Source organism: Bacillus sp. FSL K6-2431 (genome assembly GCF_038005165.1).
GTDB lineage: Bacteria > Bacillota > Bacilli > Bacillales > Bacillaceae > Bacillus > Bacillus pumilus.
On record NZ_JBBOSQ010000001.1, the window covers coordinates 19,556 to 37,804 of the forward strand.

Sequence of the window (18,249 nt, forward strand, 5' to 3'; positions counted from 1 at the left end):
ATACATACTCGGCTGGCAATCATCATGCTTAAGACACATATTCACCCAGTCGTTTTAACTAAGCTGTGTAGGTTTGGACCAAGGAGGTTATCGAAATGACAGAGGAAATGAATCAAATCGATGTTCAGGTACCAGAGGTTGGAGATGTAGTGAAAGGGATTGTTTCTAAAGTTGAGGACAAGCATGTCAATGTAGATATCGTCAATGTGAAACAACCTGGGATCATCCCAATCAGTGAATTATCAAGTCTTCACGTTGAAAAAGCATCAGATGTCGTGAAAGATGGCGACGAATTAGAGCTTAAAGTAACAAAAGTCGAAGACGATGCTTTGATTTTATCGAAACGTGCTGTTGATGCAGACCGCGCTTGGGAAGACCTAGAGAAAAAGTTTGAAACAAAAGAAGTATTTGAAGCTGAAGTAAAAGACGTTGTAAAAGGTGGTCTTGTCGTAGACATTGGTGTGCGTGGATTTATTCCTGCATCTCTTGTAGAAGCGCACTATGTTGAGGACTTTTCAGACTACAAAGGTAAAACACTCTCACTTGTCGTGGTCGAACTTGACCGCGAAAAAAATCGTGTGATTCTCTCGCACCGTGCAGTAGTGGAGCAAGAGCAATTAGACAAAAAGCAAGACTTCTTGCAAAAACTTGAAGTAGGCAGTGTGATTGATGGTAAAGTGCAACGCCTTACTGATTTTGGTGCGTTTGTAGACATTGGCGGCATTGATGGATTGGTTCACATTTCTCAACTATCCCATGCGCATGTTGAAAAGCCATCTGACGTAGTGGAAGAAGGCCAGGAAGTCCAGGTCAAAGTACTTGCTGTTGATCGTGATAACGAACGTATCTCACTATCTATTAAAGAAACATTACCAGGACCTTGGAGCCAGATTGGTGAAAAGGTAAAACAAGGTGATGTGCTTGAAGGAACTGTTCAACGTCTAGTGAGCTTTGGTGCATTTGTTGAAATTCTGCCAGGCGTCGAAGGACTTGTGCATATTTCTCAAATCTCTCATAAACATATCGGTACGCCGCATGAAGTCCTTGAAGAAGGGCAGACTGTGAAAGTAAAAGTGCTTGATGTGAATGAAGATGAAGAACGCATTTCACTAAGCATCCGTGATTTAGAAGAAAATCCTGAAAAACAAATCGAAGAGAATTATCGTCAATATCAGGCGAAAGAAGAAAACACAAGTGGATTCCAGCTTGGTGACCTGATCGGAGATAAGCTCAATAAATTAAAATAATTTGGTGATCAAAATTGACGCGAGCAGAAAGAAAGAAGCAGCATATTGAACATGCCTTGTCCACTGGACAGCATGCAGAAGCAGGTTTAAAAGATGTTTCCTTCGTTCACGCCAGTTTACCAGATCTTGCAACATCACAAATTGATACACATTCAACAATTGGCGGACTGACTTTCGGTTCGCCAATTTTTATCAATGCAATGACTGGCGGAGGCGGAAAATCGACCTATGAGATTAATCGCTCTTTATCGATCGCAGCGAAGGAAACCAATATTCCGGTGGCAGTTGGATCGCAAATGGCTGCACTGAAAGATAAAGAAGAAAGACGTACGTATGAAGTTGTTCGTAAAGTGAATCCAGATGGAATTGTCTTTGCGAACCTAGGCAGTGAGGCAACGATGAAGCAAGCGAAGGAAGCCGTTGAGATGCTGGAGGCCAATATGCTCCAGATTCATTTAAATGTGATTCAAGAGATTGTCATGCCTGAAGGAGACCGTGATTTCAGGGGGGCACTTGAGCGCATCGCAGCCATCAATGAATCAGTTGGTGTGCCTGTTGTCGTAAAAGAAGTTGGATTTGGCATGAGCAAGGAAACGGCCAAAAAGTTATTTCATGCTGGGGTTGCGGCCGTTGATGTAGGCGGATTTGGTGGTACGAACTTTTCTAAGATCGAAAATCTTCGCCGCCAAAAAGCACTTCATTATTTTGATCAATGGGGGATTCCAACTGCAGCGAGTCTTGCTGAAGTACATACAAGTTTTCCAGATCAAACGATTTTAGCCTCGGGAGGTATACAAGACGCCCTTGATGTAACAAAATCAATCGCACTTGGCGCATCCGCTGCTGGTCTAGCTGGCTTTTTCTTAAAATCACTGACTGACGGAGGGGAGAGCGGTCTCATCGCGAATATCATAGATCTTCAAGAAGATGTGAAGATGATGATGACAGTCCTTGGCGTGAAGACCATTGAAGAGCTGAGACAAACCCAAGTTGTCATTTCAGGTGAAACGAGTCATTGGCTCAAAGAAAGAGGCATCGACACAACGTACTATAGTTTAAGATCAAATAAGAAAAAGGACTAAAAGCAAGTTTAGCCCTTAAACATCTAAGGCATGTGGTCATCACATGCCTTTTTTTATTGATTTCTTTTTCGCGCACTATCTGGACCTTCTAATGCTGTTGCCCCTTTATAATGAATGGATTGATCACGGTCTGATTCCACTCTTTTTGATGCCTTTAAGCGTTTTTCCTGTCTATCTTTTCCCATCATACATCCCTCCTCAACCATTAGGGTGTCACCTCTTGTTTATTTCATACAATGCCCAAAGCAATCCCTTACGTTTAAAAATTGGGGATTTTCCCATAATGTAATTGAGGTGATGAGACGTTGGAGGCTTTGTACTATTATTGGTCCATATGGTTCGTTTGGATTATCGTGACATTTATTATGGAAAAAAGCTCATGGCGTAATGTGCTAGGCGTCTTTGTCCTTGTCCATATTATATGTAGTCATTTCATGATATCCATATTTGATATGAGCCTGAATGCGGGGTACTTGATGACCTTTTTATATGCATGTGCGGGTTTCGTTATATTCCGGTCTGGGCATCAAATAATGAGAATCGTACAATTAGGTTCTATGGTGAGCGCATATGCCTTTTTTATGATTTTTGCATTATATGATCCGGTTTGGTTCACGCTAATTAAAGTGGATTGGGTCGTATTTGCCTTGCTGATCTTGATGTCTTTGACATATGGACATCATTTCACAGAACGAGTCACCTTATGGATGATGGCTGTATGTCTTGGCGAAGCCCTTTATGCGCTCACAATTCACCGCCTAACATCATCGATTGTCATAGGAGATCTCTCTTTTCTGTCCCTTGTTGTTCAAGGGTCCATCTTCCTATTAGGTGTCGATCAGCTTGAAAAGCTCTTGAACGCCCGTTCATCAAGAAAACCAGTAAAAGGGGCTGCAAAATCAACATGACGGATTATACGTTTCCTGTGATTATTGGTGTCATCTTTGGGATGGCGGCCAGGCTTTATATGTTAAGAACAGATTACCGGCAATACCCTACGTATATTCATGGACAAGTGATTCACATTGCGCTTGGTTTTATCGCTTCAGGACTTGGTGCGATCATTATGCCTGCACTCATTCAGGAGGAATTTACGGCGATTACCTTTCTCACGCTGGCGGCCACGCAATTCAGAGATGTCCGCAATATGGAAAGAAATACGTTAACTCAAATGGATTCATATGAGCTAGTCTCAAGAGGCAGTACATATATAGAAGGCATTGCCATTGCCTTTGAAAGCCGAAATTATATTGCGATTCTCACGGCACTGATTACGACCACAGCCTGTATTTTCTTCTCGCTCGTTATAGGGACAGTGGTCGGTATTCTTTGTTTTTTCTTGGCAAAGCTATTAATGTCTGGCAGCCAATTAAAGGATATTGTCAACATACAAAAAGGAGAGCTTCGCTTTGATGGGGCAGGGCTTTATGTGAACGATATTTACATCATGAATATCGGACTGCCCGAAAAGCAAAAGCTCATATTAGAGCATGGGATGGGCTTTATTTTGACACCGAAAAATTTCAACGCAGCCACAACGATTGCCAACCTTGGGCAGCGGCAAGCCATTTTATTTGATTTATCCAATGTACTTGGTGTGTATCGCGACTCCGGTGAACCATCACTCTGTCCGCTCGCAAAGCGTGATTTGAATAACGGCACACTTGGCGTGTTCATTTTACCGCAATGGTATCGTGAAGATCTCGCTGTCCGTGTATTAGAAGAAGTACCCATTTTAGAAAATGCCATCAGAATGCCGACAGAGTTCATAAAAAAGAAAGTGAGGTAATAGGGCATGGCGAACACCATTGAACAATTTATACTCGCTGTGGCTACAACAAATAAAGAGCGGGTCATGGGCGGAACAGCCGTTTTTTTCTGTGAAAATAAAGAAGAACTCGACATGTACGCCATGAATTTAGAGGCCATTTTAGATGGAATTGCACACGGAATTGGAGAAGATCTTTACTTGATTGTCAAACATTTTTAAGTTATTCATTGTGGTCTGATTAAAAATTGATATAATATATAAGTTGAACCCTTCATGTTTGAAGGGTTTATTTCATAAAACTGAATGAAAATTTTAAATCCCGGTTGAAACATGATGATGAACATATTGAATCGCGGCTGGATTGAAAGGAAGGGTACTATGGGTAAACCTGTCGTAGCCATTGTTGGAAGGCCCAACGTTGGAAAATCTACAATTTTTAATCGAATCGCAGGCGAAAGAATATCGATTGTAGAAGACACACCTGGTGTAACAAGAGATCGTATTTATAGCTCTGCTGAATGGTTAAATTATGACTTTAACTTAATAGATACTGGTGGAATTGATATTGGAGATGAGCCATTTTTAGCGCAAATTCGCCATCAAGCAGAAATTGCAATGGATGAAGCGGATGTCATTATCTTTATGGTGAATGGCCGAGATGGTGTGACATCAGCGGATGAAGAAGTCGCAAAAATTTTATATCGCACGAAAAAGCCAGTTGTACTTGCTGTCAATAAACTGGACAACCCTGAAATGAGAAGTGACGTGTATGACTTTTATGCACTAGGGTTTGGCGAGCCATATCCGATTTCTGGAACGCACGGATTAGGTCTTGGTGATCTACTTGATGCTGTTGCAGAACACTTTAAGAACTTACCAGATACGCAGTATGACGAACAAGTTGTCCAGTTCTGCTTAATCGGTCGCCCGAATGTAGGGAAATCTTCTTTAGTGAATGCGATGCTCGGAGAAGACCGCGTCATTGTCAGCAACATCGCTGGTACAACAAGAGATGCTGTCGATACGATGTTTACGTATAATCAGCGTGATTTTGTCATTGTTGATACAGCAGGTATGAGAAAAAAAGGAAAAGTATACGAAACAACAGAGAAATACAGTGTGCTTCGTGCATTAAAAGCCATTGATCGTTCTGATGTTGTCGCTGTTGTTCTAGACGGTGAAGAAGGCATTATTGAGCAGGATAAACGTATTGCGGGCTATGCACACGAAGCTGGTAAAGCCGTTGTGATCGTTGTGAACAAATGGGACGCTGTTGAAAAAGATGAGCGTACGATGAAGGAATTTGAGCAAAACATTCGTGAGCATTTTCAATTCCTAGATTATGCTCCTGTCTTGTTTATGTCTGCTCTCACGAAAAAGAGAATTCATACGTTAATGCCGTCCATTATTACAGCTAGTGAAAATCATGCGATGCGCGTTCAAACGAATATTTTGAACGATATCATCATGGATGCAGTAGCAATGAATCCAACGCCGACTCATAATGGACAGCGCCTGAAAATTTACTATGCGACACAGGTGGCGATTAAGCCTCCGTCCTTTGTTGTGTTTGTAAACGATCCAGAGCTTATGCACTTTTCTTATGAACGTTTCCTAGAAAATCGCATTCGAGATGCGTTTGGTTTTGAAGGAACACCGATTAAAATATTTGCGAGAGCGAGAAAATAAAAAGGGTGAGCAGAATGAAGAAAATTTCAGTACTTGGAGCAGGAAGCTGGGGAACAGCCCTTGCTCTTGTATTAGCTGATAATCATCATGATGTACACATGTGGGGACATAGACAAGAGCTCATTGACCAAATCAATGAGAAACATGAAAATCATGATTACTTGCCAAATGTCGCACTGCCTGCGTCCATTCAGGCGACGACAGACATGAAGCAGGCGTTAGAGGGGACAGACGCTATTATTGTCGCTGTGCCAACAAAGGCCATTCGTGAAGTGTTGAAGCAGGCAAATGAGCTGATTACGTCGAAAGTGCCGTTTGTCCATGTAAGTAAAGGAATTGAACCAGATACACTTCTGAGAATATCTCAAATGATTGAACAAGAAGTCCCGGATGAGAAAAGAGAAGCTGTCGTCGTCTTATCAGGACCGAGCCACGCCGAGGAAGTAGGCTTGCGTCACCCGACAACTGTCACTGTCTCATCAGAAAATATTGAAGCGGCTCAATTTGTTCAAGATTTGTTCATGAACAACAACTTTAGAGTCTATACAAACCCTGATGTGATTGGTGTAGAAATTGGCGGCGCACTGAAAAATATCATTGCTCTTGCGGCAGGGATCACAGATGGGCTTGGATATGGTGACAATGCAAAAGCGGCGCTCATCACTAGAGGACTCGCTGAAATCGCACGTCTCGGTACAAAAATGGGAGGGAATCCTCTGACATTTGCCGGTTTAACGGGCGTTGGAGATTTGATCGTGACATGTACAAGTGTTCATTCACGTAACTGGCGCTGCGGAAATCTGCTTGGTAAAGGGTATAAGCTTGAAGAAGTGCTTGAAAAAATGGGGATGGTCGTCGAAGGCGTCCGTACAACAAAAGGCGCTTATCAGCTCTCCAAAGAATACAAGGTCAGCATGCCGATCACAGAGGCGCTTTACCACGTCCTGTTTGAAGGGAAAAAGGTCGACGATGCGGTCGAATCATTGATGGCACGTGTGAAAACACATGAAATGGAAGACCTTGTGAACATGTTTGAAAACCAAACAAAATAAATGGAAGACTGAACTTAGGCATGTAGAGGATGCAAGAAGGGGAAGACTTGCATAACATAGCAATGAAGTTTGAATAGAGCTTTGCCTCTACAGAATGAGGAAAAATAGTCGACCTAATGACTGAAGCGGAGTCCCCCTCTTTGCTTCAGTTTTTTTATGCGCTTTTTTCTGAATGATTGGAAAAATGATTGATATTTACCTTATTTTTGGTTTAGAATGAAATATAAACGCTTACAATTTGTTCGTTTTAAAGGGGGACAGGCACGATGAGTTTTGCTTTAATCAAGATGTGGTTTGCACTTGGTTCAATGGGGCTCATGTTTTTAGCTGTAGTAACCATTTATTTCAGTCGATTTAAGCTGAAGAGCCGGTTTCTTAAAATAACAGCCTCGACCGTCGCATACAGCTTGATGCTGATATCAGGTATCATTGTGTTTTTAGTTGTATTTAGCGGGCCGGTCAATGAATAAAGAAAAAGGAAGAATGTGATGATCAAAGCAAAAGTCAGTGTCACGTTGTTAGCACTTATTTTACTAACAGGATGTCTGTATCCAGAAAATCGCAAAACTGAAAACCGTGTGCCGTACGAAGAGCAGCTGCAAAGCGTTCAGACAGCGATTGAGGAATTTCAAAAAGCAACAAATGGTCTTTTGCCGATTGAAACGAAAGAAGCAGACACGCCGGTTTATCAAAAGTACGTCATCGACTTTAAGCGCTTGTCACCAAGATATTTACACGATGTACCGTCTACATCCTTTGAAGGCGGAGGGGAATATATGTATGTCCTCACAGACGTCGAAAAAAACCCAACTGTGAAACTGCTTGATGTCAAAATGACGCAAACCATCAGTGAATTACGGCTTAGAATCAAAATATATCAAGATGAACATACATATCCGCCATACGGCAAAGTAGTATCAAACAATTTATATACGTTAAATGAAAAAAAGCTAGGCTTAAAATCGCCGCCTACGGTCATGAGCCCGGTGACAGGGAATTCCCTCCCATTACTGATTTCATCAAATGGCGAAATCTATGTGGATTACCGCAGTGATTTTGCTCATATTTTGAAGAATACGAAACGAAAGCTGAAACCAGGTGAAAACATTCAAGATGTCTATTGGCAGGAAACCCCGTTTGTACCCGCGTTTTCTGTCCCATATACCATCAACAAAAAAGGTGAGCCTGACTTTTTAGAAAAAAAGACGTCATAAACAAGAATGAACCTTTTTCCTCTGCATATAAATGAGGAGAAAGGTTTTTTTATGGCTAAACATACTCTCAAAACAAAAAAAGGTGTCATATTCAAATAGGACAACGTCATACACATATATTGTCCAGACACCTTTCAAGCAAGTTTGATTGAAGAATAGAGTATTTTATTTGAAAACGAGGATAGCAAGTCCGGGAGGGGATCACTTGGAAAAAGTCGATATTTTCAAGGATATCGCTGAACGAACAGGAGGCGATATATATTTAGGAGTCGTTGGCGCTGTTCGTACAGGGAAATCTACGTTTATTAAAAAGTTTATGGAGCTCGTGGTGCTCCCGAATATCAATAATGAGGCAGATCGTGCAAGAGCACAGGATGAATTGCCGCAAAGCGCAGCAGGAAAAACCATTATGACCACTGAGCCAAAATTTGTACCGAATCAAGCGGCATCGATTCATGTGAGTGACGGTCTTGATGTCAACATCAGGCTTGTCGATTGTGTAGGATACACAGTCCCTGGTGCGCGCGGGTATGAAGATGAAAATGGTCCAAGAATGATCAACACGCCGTGGTATGAAGAGCCAATTCCGTTCCATGAAGCAGCGGAAATTGGCACACGCAAGGTCATTCAAGAGCATTCAACCATCGGTGTTGTGATTACAACGGATGGTTCTATTGGAGAAATTCCAAGACATGATTATATTGAATCTGAAGAACGTGTGATTGATGAACTCAAAGAGGTAGGAAAGCCGTTTATTATGGTGATCAACTCTGTGAGACCCTATCATCCTGAAACAGAAGCGCTGCGGCAGGAACTGAGCCAAAAATATGATATTCCAGTACTCTCCATGAGTGTAGAAAGTATGAGAGAGCAAGACGTCCTTAGTGTGCTTCGTGAAGCATTATATGAATTCCCAGTCCTAGAGGTGAATGTGAACCTGCCAAGCTGGGTCATGGTGCTGAAAGAAGATCATTGGCTGAGAGAAAGCTATCAGGACTCAGTGAAGGAAACCGTAAAGGATATTAAAAGATTAAGAGATGTTGACCGTGTTGTTGGCCAGTTCAGTGAATTTGACTTTATTGAAAGAGCGGGCTTAGCAGGGATTGAAATGGGTCAAGGGATTGCGGAGATTGACCTGTACGCCCCAGATGATCTATATGATCATATTCTAAAAGAAGTGGTTGGTGTAGAAATTAGAGGGAAAGACCATCTTCTAGAGCTCATGCAAGATTTTGCGCATGCGAAGACAGAATATGATCAAGTATCAGATGCCTTAAAAATGGTGAAGCAGACGGGATACGGAATTGCGGCCCCGGCCTTGTCAGATATGAGTTTAGATGAGCCAGAAATCATTAGGCAGGGCTCGAGATTTGGCGTAAGACTAAAGGCGGTTGCGCCATCTATTCATATGATTAAGGTAGATGTAGAAAGTGAATTTGCACCGATTATCGGAACAGAGAAACAAAGTGAAGAGCTCGTCCGCTACTTAATGCAAGACTTTGAAGATGATCCGCTTTCGATTTGGAATTCAGATATATTTGGGCGCTCACTCAGCTCCCTTGTCAGAGAAGGCATTCAAGCAAAGCTGTCACTGATGCCAGAAAATGCAAGATATAAACTGAAAGAAACACTTGAAAGAATCATCAACGAAGGATCAGGCGGTTTGATCGCGATTATTCTATAGCATGTGAGACCTCTCATTGACAGGGGTCTTTTTTTGCGTAAGGAATGAGTCATAAAAAGACAATTGTATAAAGATTAGTCAGATTCAGGCTGAAATTAGGAATATTCGTTCGTAAAAGTGCCCTTAATCCTTGACGAATAAGGATTCTTCCCTTTAAAATGCTTGATATGGTATTTCATATGTGTTAATCTACTTACAGAAAATCTTCACTTTGTTGGACAAACATTCCTTCAAAGAGTTGTTTTCTAATGAAAAGCCATGTATACCGCTTTCTAGACGCTCTTTTTTTCGAAAAAAGTGTATAGAAAGAAGATGAATTGTGAAGAAATGATAACAATCTACTGAATGCATATTTTTGGGAGGAGGTGAAAGGCATGAACAAGACAGAACTTATTAACGCGGTTGCTGAAGCAAGCGAGTTATCTAAAAAAGACGCGACAAAAGCAGTTGATTCTGTTTTTGATACAATTTTAGATGCACTTAAAAATGGTGACAAAATCCAACTTATCGGTTTTGGTAACTTTGAAGTACGTGAGCGTTCAGCTCGTAAAGGACGTAACCCACAAACTGGTGCAGAGATCGAAATCCCTGCAAGCAAAGTACCTGCTTTCAAACCAGGTAAAGCACTTAAAGACGCGGTGGCAGGTAAATAATCGTTATGTGTAATGATCCTATTGCAGGAGTTATACATATACAGTTTCACACTGGTCTAGAAAAGCCCCTTTCATAAGGGGCTTTTCCTTTTGAATCAAAAGGTTCGTTTAGAACGCTCTCCTTTGCTTTTAGGATCTGAAGTGTGCTAGAATCTGATTGAAATGTAATCGCCTTTGGAGGATATAATACATGAGTGAAATAAATAAAGAACTAATCGAACACGCAGTACGCGATATATTAAAAGCCATCGGAGAAGATCCAGATCGTGAAGGACTTCTTGATACCCCTAAACGAGTAGCAAAAATGTATGAAGAAGTGTTCTCGGGATTAAATGAAGATCCAAAAGAACATTTTAAAACCATTTTTGGTGAAGACCACGAAGAACTCGTTCTTGTAAAAGATATTGCTTTCCATTCAATGTGTGAACACCACCTTGTACCTTTTTACGGAAAAGCGCATGTCGCTTATATTCCGCGCGGCGGAAAAGTGACAGGACTTAGCAAACTTGCAAGAGCTGTAGAGGCTGTTGCCAAACGCCCGCAGCTTCAGGAACGCATCACATCAACCATTGCAGATAGTATGGTGGAAACACTCAATCCGCATGGCGTGATGATTGTCGTTGAAGCAGAGCATATGTGTATGACGATGCGCGGAGTGAAAAAGCCAGGCGCAAAAACAGTGACTTCAGCAGTACGCGGTACATTTGCAAATGATGCAGCGGCAAGAGCAGAAGTACTTTCCTTTATTAAAAACGACTAATTCAATAGATAGATGGAAGGTGAACAGATTGAGTGAAAATAAAGCATCTGATTTTGTAGTGATTAAAGCCAATGAAAATGGTGTAAATGTCATCGGCTTAACTAGAGGCTCTGATACAAGATTTCACCATTCCGAAAAGCTCGATAAAGGTGAAGTCATCATTGCACAATTTACTGAGCATACGTCAGCGATCAAAGTAAGAGGCGATGCTGTCATTCAAACAAGCTTCGGGGAAATTCAAAGCGAAGCAAAGAAATAAATACTTGAGTGCACTTGATAGCATAAAAGTGAGAGCTGATATGGTATAATAAATCTCTATACAATGTGCAGGGCTACATATGAAACTGTAATTTTTGGGACAAGGGTGATATCTTTGCAAGACATCTACGGAATTTTATCTAATCTAAATATAAAATTAAATAAAAAGCTTTCTCATCCTTATTTGGCGAAACATTTACGTGCGCCACTCATCGATGAAGATAAGCTCCTTCTTTTTCATGCAATGTTTGATGAAGCTCAAATTGATGCAGAGAAAAAAGAAAATTATATTTTAACGGCGATGCTTGTGCAAATTGCCCTTGATACCCATGACGAAGTCACAACTGCTGCAGCGATCAAACAAGACGAATTCAAAAATCGTCAGCTGACGATCCTGGCAGGAGACTATTTCAGCGGTCTCTATTATTCTCTTCTCTCTGACATGAAAGACATCTACATGATTCGCACGCTCGCAACGGCGATCAAAGAAATCAATGAACATAAAATTAGACTGTATGATCGATCCATTCAAGATGCAGCGCACTTTTACAAAAGTGTAGCAACGGTTGAGTCTGCGTTATTCCAAAGGGTTTCTGAGCATTTTCAATTAACGCATTGGAATGAGATTGCAAGTCGTTTCCTTGTTTATAAGCGTTTCATGAAACAAGCAGAAGATGACAAGCATTTAAAACTTTTTTTGAACGATAGCTATACGGACGCCTATACATGTTTTGACAACTTTGAGAATGAAGGCTATGAAAAGGCCAAACGATCCATCAAGGAGCATCTTGTTTCATCTCCGGTCGTTCAAAAAGAGCTATTAAATCGCCTGGATCATATGAAAAATGAACCTGCGTATCATCAGAAAGTGGAAGAAGGGTAAGTCATGCAGCAATCAAAAGAACAGCGAGTACACGGTGTATTTGAAAAAATTTATAAAAACTATGATCAAATGAACTCCGTCATCAGCTTTAAGCAGCATAAAAAGTGGCGCGATAAAACAATGAAACTGATGAATGTTCAAAAAGGAGCCAAAGCATTAGACGTATGCTGCGGAACAGCCGATTGGACCATTGCGCTTGCTGATGCTGTTGGAGACAAAGGCGAAGTCAAAGGCCTTGATTTTAGTAAAAATATGCTGAGTGTTGGAGAAACGAAGGTGAAGACTGGGGGCTATAATCAAATTGAATTGCTTCACGGCAATGCGATGGAGCTTCCTTTTGAGGACAACACATTTGATTATGTCACCATCGGTTTTGGCCTACGGAACGTCCCTGATTACTTAACAGTGCTAAAAGAAATGACAAGAGTCGTGAAGCCTGGTGGAATGGTTGTCTGTCTAGAGACATCGCAACCTGAAATGATTGGGTTTAAACAAGGCTACTATGTCTATTTCAAATACATCATGCCGCTCTTTGGTAAACTGTTTGCCAAAAGCTATCAGGAGTATTCATGGCTTCAAGAATCAGCCAAAGCGTTCCCTGGCATGAAAGAACTGGCGGCTCTTTTCGAAGAGGCGGGTCTGTCTGATGTCTCGTATCATCCATTTACAGGCGGTGTAGCAGCAACACATATCGGAAAGAAGCTTTGAATAAACGATATTTGGGTGAAAATAATGAAACTAAAAGCAATGATCTCTTTTTTAAATCATGATATCGATATTATTGAAAAAGAGCTTGAACAAACAGTTCGCTCTGATTATGCATTATTAAGTGAAGCGGGTCTTCATTTGCTGCAAGCGGGCGGAAAACGAATCCGCCCCGTTTTTGTTCTCCTTTCAGGCATGTTTGGCGACTATGACATTAATAAAATTAAATATGTTGCCGTTGCGCTTGAGCTCATTCATATGGCATCGCTCGTTCACGATGATGTTATTGATGATGCAGAGCTGAGAAGAGGCAAGCCAACGATTAAGGCAAAATGGGACAATCGAATTGCCATGTACACAGGAGATTATATGTTTGCAAGATCTCTTGAGTATATGACAAAGATCAATCATCCAATGGCGCATGAAATTTTGTCAAAGATGGTCGTCGAGCTCTGTCTTGGTGAAATCGAGCAAGTGAAAGACAAATACAATATGGATCAAAACCTACGTACATATTTAAGAAGAATCAAACGAAAAACAGCCTTGCTCATTGCAGGCAGCTGTCAGTTAGGTGCGATAGCAGCAGGTACAGATGAGAAAACACATAAAGCCCTTTATTGGTTTGGCTACTATGTCGGGATGTCCTATCAGATCATTGATGATGTGCTTGATTTCACATCAACTGAAGAAGAGCTTGGTAAGCCTGTTGGAGGAGACCTTTTACAAGGAAATGTCACACTCCCGGTCTTATATGCACTGAAGAATCCTACACTCGAAGGACAATTAAAGCTGATTAATAGTGAAACAACGGAAACCCAGCTAAAACCTGTGATTGAACACCTCAAACAAACAGATGCGATCGACCGCTCGATTCGAGTGAGTGAAATGTATTTGAAAAAGGCATTCGAACAGCTAGACAAACTTCCTCGAGGACGAGCGAAAACGTCACTCGCTTCCATTGCCAAATATATTGGAAAACGAAAATTCTAATCAACATATTGTTGATTGGTTTTTTTGTGAAATTTTTTGTCAAAAATTGATTATTATATAAAAAAATGATACGATCACTTTGTAACAATGTAAGCCTATACATACATAAACGACGGGGTGGAGAACGTATATGGACAAAACATTTCTTATGGTCAAACCTGATGGTGTGGAAAGACAATTAATCGGTGAAATTGTGTCAAGATTCGAAAAAAAGGGGCTTCAGCTTGTTGGTGCAAAGCTAATGAGCATTCCAAAAGAAGTAGCAGAAACACATTACGGTGAGCATAAAGAAAAACCATTCTTCGGGGAATTGGTTGACTTTATTACGTCAGGACCAGTATTTGCAATGGTATGGCAAGGTGAGCAGGTAGTAGATGTCACAAGACAGATTATCGGCAAAACAAACCCGAAGGAAGCGCTTCCGGGCACAATAAGAGGAGACTATGGATTGACGGTTGGAAAAAACATTATCCATGGCTCAGACTCACCAGAAAGTGCTGAAAGAGAAATCAACTTATTCTTCAAACAAGAAGAACTCACAAACTGGGATCAAACCATCTCAAGCTGGATTTATTAAAATTCAAGCCAAGGTGTTCATCAAATGAGCACCTTGGCTTTTTTATATGAATATTTCTACACGAAATTTCGCATGAGAAGATACAAATTTTCGATAAAAACAGCTATACTAGGACAAAGATAGATGAGACAGGAGAGGACTTTGATGGATCAATATCAAGTGTTTGTCGGAAAATGGAAAAAGCTAACCGGGGTGGATCTGAATTTATATAAAGAAGCACAAATGAAACGAAGATTAACGTCACTATATGATAAAAAAGGATATAGAGATTTTGAAGCGTTCGCGTCTGCCCTTGAAAAGGATAGAGCACTATTAGACGAGACGATGGATCGAATGACGATCAATGTGTCAGAATTTTACCGAAACTATCAACGCTGGGAAGTGCTTGATCAAAAAATTCTTCCGCTGCTTTTGAAAAACAGCGGGACCCTAAAAATATGGAGTGCAGCATGTTCGACAGGAGAGGAGCCGTATACACTCTCAATGCTGCTATCAAGCCATCCGCTTGTGAAGGACTTCCAAATTATTGCAACTGATATTGATGATAAAGTGTTGCAATCAGCTCAAAAAGGAAAATATCATGAACGATCACTGCAAGAGGTACCAGATCAAATCAAGCAAAAATATTTCACAAAAGAAGATTCATCATTTTACACTGTGAAGGATGAGGTGCGAAAGCACATTCAATTTAAAAAACACAACCTTTTAGCAGACCCTTATGAAAAACAGCTTGATCTTATCGTGTGCCGAAATGTCCTTATCTACTTTACAGAAGAGGCAAAAGAAGAGATTTACAGGAAAATGAGCAGCAGTTTAAAACCAAATGGCGTATTATTTGTTGGTTCAACTGAACAAATTTTTCATCCAGAAAAGTTTGGACTCACATCAGCTGATACTTTCTTTTATCAAAAGAAGGGGTTGTAGCTGACTTTTTAGTAGTAAGTGTGTTATCATAGTTTTACTTAAAAGCGTTAATGCGATGAAGGGAGATCAAGTCATGAGATACTTAACAGCAGGTGAATCACATGGTCCACAATTGACCACAATTATTGAAGGCGTTCCAGCGGGACTTTACATAGAGCAGGATGACATCAACTATGAATTGGCTAGAAGACAAAAAGGTCACGGCCGCGGCAGAAGAATGCAGATTGAAAAAGACCAAGCGAAAGTGTTAAGTGGTGTTCGTCACGGGAAAACATTAGGTTCTCCTATTGCACTTGTCGTTGAAAACAACGACTGGAAGCATTGGACAAAAGTGATGGGGGCAGAGCCAATCACAGAAGAAGAAGAGAGTGAAATGAAGCGTCAAATTTCACGCCCTAGACCAGGACATGCGGATTTAAATGGTGCGATTAAATATGGACATCGTGATATGCGAAATGTATTAGAGCGTTCATCAGCCCGTGAGACAACCGTGCGCGTAGCAGCAGGCGCAGTCGCTAAACAAATCTTGGCTCATTTAGGAATCAAGGTAGCTGGCCACGTTCTTGAAATTGGCGGAGTGAAAGCAGCTCAAACGGCATATGAATCAATTGAAGATTTGCAAAAGGTAACGGAAGAGTCACCTGTTCGCTGCTACGACAGTGAAGCAGGTCAAAAAATGATGGATGCCATTGATGAAGCGAAGAAAAACGGTGATTCAATTGGCGGAATTGTGGAAGTCATCGTTGAAGGAATGCCGGTTGGAGTCGGAAGCTATGTTCACTATGACCGCAAATTAGACAGCAAGCTTGCAGGTGCTGTTCTGAGTATCAATGCTTTTAAAGGGGTCGAATTTGGTATCGGCTTCGAGGCGGCTTCTAAAAATGGTAGTGAGGTCCATGATGAAATCATCTGGGATGAAGAAAAGGGCTATACGAGAAAAACAAATCGCTTAGGTGGTCTTGAAGGCGGAATGTCAACTGGTATGCCAATTGTCGTAAGAGGGGTCATGAAACCAATCCCAACGCTTTACAAACCGCTTCAAAGCGTTGACATTGAAACAAAAGAACCTTTCTCTGCAAGCATTGAGCGTTCTGACAGCTGTGCTGTTCCTGCCGCAAGTGTTGTCGCAGAAGCAGTCGTGGCTTGGGAAATCGCCAATGCTGTAGTGGAGCAGTTTGGCCTTGATCAAATTGACCGCATTAAAGAAAATGTTGAAAAAATGCGCCAGCTTCAGAGGGAATTTTAATGAAAACACTGGAAGTTAAGACGTCTTCAGCCACTTATCCTGTATACATCGGTGATGGGATTAAACGCAATATCGTCGACTTGATGACTTCCACGGGGCATTCCTATACGAAGCTCTTAATCGTGACTGATACAGCGGTTGATGCCATTTACGGTGATGAAATGGTTCGATTACTTAAGCAGAAGTGGTCTGTGCATAAAGTGGTTGTGCCAAGCGGAGAGCAGTCGAAATCTTTTGCTGAGTTTGAGCATATTCATACGAAGGCCATTCAGTTTCAGCTGGATCGCTCCTCGTGCATCATTGCGCTTGGAGGCGGCGTAATTGGCGATTTGGCTGGCTTTGTTGCTGCTAGTTATATGAGAGGCATTGATTTTATTCAAGTTCCGACGACACTACTGGCACATGACAGTGCAGTTGGCGGGAAAACGGGGATTAACCACCCGCTCGGTAAAAATTTAATTGGTGCCTTTCATCAGCCGAAAGCCGTGATCTATGATACGAGCATGCTTGAGACACTATCTCAAACTGAAATGAGGTCAGGCTTTGCTGAGGTCATCAAACATGCCCTCATTTCAAGTGAAGACTTTTTATCAGAACTGATGTCTATTCGTTCTTTGGCGGAATGTTCAAAGAGCGAGCTGGCACATATACTGTATCAAGGGATTAAGGTCAAAGCGTCGATTGTTCAAAAAGACGAAAGAGAACAAGGCGTGCGTGCATTTTTGAATTTAGGTCATACACTTGGGCATGCCATAGAAGCAGAGTATGGATACGGCGTTATTACGCACGGAGATGCTATTGCAATCGGCATGCAGTTTGCGCTATATGTGAGCGAAAAGAAGCTGGGACTCAGCCTCAATCGGACGGAACTAAAAGAGTGGATGAAAGAACTCGGATTTCCGGTACAAGTCACTCAAGATATTTCCACGAAAACATTTGTTGACCGGATGATTGGTGATAAAAAGGCAAGAGGTGGAACCGTTCAATTTGTTTTATTAAAACAGGTTGGAGATGCTGTCTTGCAGTCTTTCACAAAAGATGATCTGCATCAATGGCTCGAAGAATGGAAACGGGAGGAGGGATGTCTATGATGTTTCGCGGGATACGTGGGGCTACAACTGTGACAGAAGATACAGAAACAGAAGTTTTAAACAAAACGAAACAGCTGCTAGAAGCGATTATTTCAAGAAATCAAGTAGATCCAGAACGTGTCGTGCAGATCTTAATTTCAGCTACACAAGATATTCACTCCGTTTTTCCGGCAAAAGCCCTTCGTCAGTTTGAAGGGTGGACGTATGTGCCTGTTACTTGTATGCAGGAGCTGGACATTCAAGGCGGTTTAAAACATTGTATTCGTGTGTTAATGACGGTCCAAACAGACACAAAGCAGGAAGATGTGCAGCATGTGTACTTGGAAGAAGCTGTGACGCTTCGCCCTGATTTACAGTTGACAAAAAACAAGGAATTATAATACGATATGAACAGCCGAAGTTTACACACAGGTGTAAACGGCA

The 18,249-nt window shown here is 41.4% G+C and carries 22 protein-coding genes; 21 read left to right on the top strand and 1 reads right to left on the bottom strand.

Features of this window, described 5'->3' with window-relative positions; all coding sequences use genetic code 11:
- The first annotated feature begins 95 nt into the window (after positions 1 to 95).
- Positions 96 to 1,247, top strand: coding sequence for a 30S ribosomal protein S1 (gene rpsA, locus MHH40_RS00110; protein WP_003215529.1), 1,152 nt, complete (start codon positions 96 to 98; stop codon positions 1,245 to 1,247).
- Positions 1,248 to 1,261: 14 nt separating this feature from the next.
- Positions 1,262 to 2,329 carry a type 2 isopentenyl-diphosphate Delta-isomerase gene (gene fni, locus MHH40_RS00115; protein ID WP_251190368.1) on the top strand — a complete coding sequence of 356 codons (1,068 nt, stop codon included), beginning with the start codon at positions 1,262 to 1,264 and terminating at the stop codon, positions 2,327 to 2,329.
- Between the two features lie 53 nt (positions 2,330 to 2,382).
- Here the strand turns inward: fni and MHH40_RS00120 are convergent, their stop codons facing one another.
- Positions 2,383 to 2,514 carry a YpzI family protein gene (locus MHH40_RS00120; protein ID WP_003215762.1) on the bottom strand — a complete coding sequence of 44 codons (132 nt, stop codon included), beginning with the start codon at positions 2,512 to 2,514 and terminating at the stop codon, positions 2,383 to 2,385.
- Between the two features lie 129 nt (positions 2,515 to 2,643).
- Here MHH40_RS00120 and MHH40_RS18795 point away from each other — a divergent pair, with 129 nt between their 5' ends.
- From MHH40_RS18795 to aroH, 19 genes are all read left to right on the top strand, one after another.
- The gene (locus MHH40_RS18795) at positions 2,644 to 3,237 is read left to right on the top strand and encodes a YphA family membrane protein (protein WP_429747819.1); all 594 of its coding nucleotides are present in this window, start codon (positions 2,644 to 2,646) and stop codon (positions 3,235 to 3,237) included.
- On the top strand, positions 3,234 to 4,118 hold the full coding sequence (locus MHH40_RS00130) for a YIEGIA family protein (protein WP_003215905.1): 885 nt from the start codon (positions 3,234 to 3,236) through the stop codon (positions 4,116 to 4,118). Before MHH40_RS18795 ends, MHH40_RS00130 begins: the two co-directional genes overlap by 4 nt.
- A 6-nt stretch (positions 4,119 to 4,124) precedes the next feature.
- A complete protein-coding gene (locus MHH40_RS00135; RefSeq protein ID WP_003215794.1) occupies positions 4,125 to 4,319 on the top strand; it encodes a capping complex subunit for YIEGIA in 195 nt (64 codons plus the stop codon).
- Positions 4,320 to 4,478: 159 nt separating this feature from the next.
- The gene (der, locus tag MHH40_RS00140) at positions 4,479 to 5,789 is read left to right on the top strand and encodes a ribosome biogenesis GTPase Der (RefSeq protein WP_003215663.1); all 1,311 of its coding nucleotides are present in this window, start codon (positions 4,479 to 4,481) and stop codon (positions 5,787 to 5,789) included.
- Between the two features lie 14 nt (positions 5,790 to 5,803).
- The gene (locus MHH40_RS00145; protein WP_003216041.1) at positions 5,804 to 6,841 is read left to right on the top strand and encodes an NAD(P)H-dependent glycerol-3-phosphate dehydrogenase; all 1,038 of its coding nucleotides are present in this window, start codon (positions 5,804 to 5,806) and stop codon (positions 6,839 to 6,841) included.
- 266 nt (positions 6,842 to 7,107) lie between these two features.
- Positions 7,108 to 7,311, top strand: coding sequence for a DUF2768 domain-containing protein (locus MHH40_RS00150; protein ID WP_034318888.1), 204 nt, complete (start codon positions 7,108 to 7,110; stop codon positions 7,309 to 7,311).
- Positions 7,312 to 7,329: 18 nt separating this feature from the next.
- Positions 7,330 to 8,055 (top strand): hypothetical protein, encoded by a 726-nt coding sequence (locus tag MHH40_RS00155; RefSeq protein WP_003215852.1) that lies wholly within the window; start codon positions 7,330 to 7,332, stop codon positions 8,053 to 8,055.
- A gap of 205 nt (positions 8,056 to 8,260) precedes the next feature.
- The gene (gene spoIVA / locus MHH40_RS00160) at positions 8,261 to 9,739 is read left to right on the top strand and encodes a stage IV sporulation protein A (protein WP_003215616.1); all 1,479 of its coding nucleotides are present in this window, start codon (positions 8,261 to 8,263) and stop codon (positions 9,737 to 9,739) included.
- A 374-nt stretch (positions 9,740 to 10,113) separates the two neighbouring features.
- Positions 10,114 to 10,392, top strand: a complete 279-nt coding sequence (gene hbs, locus MHH40_RS00165; protein WP_003215863.1) for a non-specific DNA-binding protein Hbs — start codon at positions 10,114 to 10,116, stop codon at positions 10,390 to 10,392.
- Between the two features lie 190 nt (positions 10,393 to 10,582).
- Positions 10,583 to 11,152, top strand: a complete 570-nt coding sequence (gene folE, locus MHH40_RS00170; RefSeq protein WP_003215789.1) for a GTP cyclohydrolase I FolE — start codon at positions 10,583 to 10,585, stop codon at positions 11,150 to 11,152.
- Between the two features lie 28 nt (positions 11,153 to 11,180).
- Positions 11,181 to 11,411 (top strand): trp RNA-binding attenuation protein MtrB, encoded by a 231-nt coding sequence (mtrB, locus tag MHH40_RS00175; protein ID WP_003216082.1) that lies wholly within the window; start codon positions 11,181 to 11,183, stop codon positions 11,409 to 11,411.
- Positions 11,412 to 11,525: 114 nt separating this feature from the next.
- Positions 11,526 to 12,293 (top strand): heptaprenyl diphosphate synthase component 1, encoded by a 768-nt coding sequence (locus tag MHH40_RS00180; RefSeq protein ID WP_003215666.1) that lies wholly within the window; start codon positions 11,526 to 11,528, stop codon positions 12,291 to 12,293.
- A gap of 3 nt (positions 12,294 to 12,296) precedes the next feature.
- Entirely contained in the window at positions 12,297 to 13,001 is a 705-nt protein-coding gene (locus MHH40_RS00185; protein ID WP_003215527.1) for a demethylmenaquinone methyltransferase, read from the top strand.
- Positions 13,002 to 13,025: 24 nt separating this feature from the next.
- Complete coding sequence (hepT, locus tag MHH40_RS00190) at positions 13,026 to 13,988, top strand: heptaprenyl diphosphate synthase component II (RefSeq protein WP_003215649.1); 963 nt, start codon at positions 13,026 to 13,028, stop codon at positions 13,986 to 13,988.
- Between the two features lie 130 nt (positions 13,989 to 14,118).
- On the top strand, positions 14,119 to 14,565 hold the full coding sequence (gene ndk / locus MHH40_RS00195; protein WP_003216015.1) for a nucleoside-diphosphate kinase: 447 nt from the start codon (positions 14,119 to 14,121) through the stop codon (positions 14,563 to 14,565).
- 144 nt (positions 14,566 to 14,709) lie between these two features.
- A complete protein-coding gene (locus tag MHH40_RS00200) occupies positions 14,710 to 15,489 on the top strand; it encodes a CheR family methyltransferase (protein ID WP_050943841.1) in 780 nt (259 codons plus the stop codon).
- 73 nt (positions 15,490 to 15,562) lie between these two features.
- On the top strand, positions 15,563 to 16,735 hold the full coding sequence (gene aroC / locus MHH40_RS00205) for a chorismate synthase (RefSeq protein ID WP_088000992.1): 1,173 nt from the start codon (positions 15,563 to 15,565) through the stop codon (positions 16,733 to 16,735).
- Positions 16,735 to 17,826 carry a 3-dehydroquinate synthase gene (aroB, locus tag MHH40_RS00210; RefSeq protein WP_106035411.1) on the top strand — a complete coding sequence of 364 codons (1,092 nt, stop codon included), beginning with the start codon at positions 16,735 to 16,737 and terminating at the stop codon, positions 17,824 to 17,826. The genes aroC and aroB overlap by 1 nt, the downstream gene beginning before the upstream one ends.
- Positions 17,823 to 18,206: a chorismate mutase gene (aroH, locus tag MHH40_RS00215; RefSeq protein WP_034661065.1), complete on the top strand. Its 384-nt coding sequence runs from the start codon at positions 17,823 to 17,825 to the stop codon at positions 18,204 to 18,206. Before aroB ends, aroH begins: the two co-directional genes overlap by 4 nt.
- Positions 18,207 to 18,249 lie beyond the last annotated feature (43 nt).

Coding starts and splice junctions, on each gene's coding strand:
- rpsA (WP_003215529.1), top strand. CDS start 96: ATGACAGAGGAAATGAATCAAATCGATGTTCAGGTACCAGAGGTTGGA.
- MHH40_RS00120 (WP_003215762.1), bottom strand. CDS start 2,514: ATGGGAAAAGATAGACAGGAAAAACGCTTAAAGGCATCAAAAAGAGTG.
- MHH40_RS00130 (WP_003215905.1), top strand. CDS start 3,234: ATGACGGATTATACGTTTCCTGTGATTATTGGTGTCATCTTTGGGATG.
- MHH40_RS00135 (WP_003215794.1), top strand. CDS start 4,125: ATGGCGAACACCATTGAACAATTTATACTCGCTGTGGCTACAACAAAT.
- der (WP_003215663.1), top strand. CDS start 4,479: ATGGGTAAACCTGTCGTAGCCATTGTTGGAAGGCCCAACGTTGGAAAA.
- MHH40_RS00145 (WP_003216041.1), top strand. CDS start 5,804: ATGAAGAAAATTTCAGTACTTGGAGCAGGAAGCTGGGGAACAGCCCTT.
- MHH40_RS00150 (WP_034318888.1), top strand. CDS start 7,108: ATGAGTTTTGCTTTAATCAAGATGTGGTTTGCACTTGGTTCAATGGGG.
- MHH40_RS00155 (WP_003215852.1), top strand. CDS start 7,330: ATGATCAAAGCAAAAGTCAGTGTCACGTTGTTAGCACTTATTTTACTA.
- hbs (WP_003215863.1), top strand. CDS start 10,114: ATGAACAAGACAGAACTTATTAACGCGGTTGCTGAAGCAAGCGAGTTA.
- folE (WP_003215789.1), top strand. CDS start 10,583: ATGAGTGAAATAAATAAAGAACTAATCGAACACGCAGTACGCGATATA.
- MHH40_RS00185 (WP_003215527.1), top strand. CDS start 12,297: ATGCAGCAATCAAAAGAACAGCGAGTACACGGTGTATTTGAAAAAATT.
- hepT (WP_003215649.1), top strand. CDS start 13,026: ATGAAACTAAAAGCAATGATCTCTTTTTTAAATCATGATATCGATATT.
- ndk (WP_003216015.1), top strand. CDS start 14,119: ATGGACAAAACATTTCTTATGGTCAAACCTGATGGTGTGGAAAGACAA.
- MHH40_RS00200 (WP_050943841.1), top strand. CDS start 14,710: ATGGATCAATATCAAGTGTTTGTCGGAAAATGGAAAAAGCTAACCGGG.
- aroC (WP_088000992.1), top strand. CDS start 15,563: ATGAGATACTTAACAGCAGGTGAATCACATGGTCCACAATTGACCACA.
- aroB (WP_106035411.1), top strand. CDS start 16,735: ATGAAAACACTGGAAGTTAAGACGTCTTCAGCCACTTATCCTGTATAC.
- aroH (WP_034661065.1), top strand. CDS start 17,823: ATGATGTTTCGCGGGATACGTGGGGCTACAACTGTGACAGAAGATACA.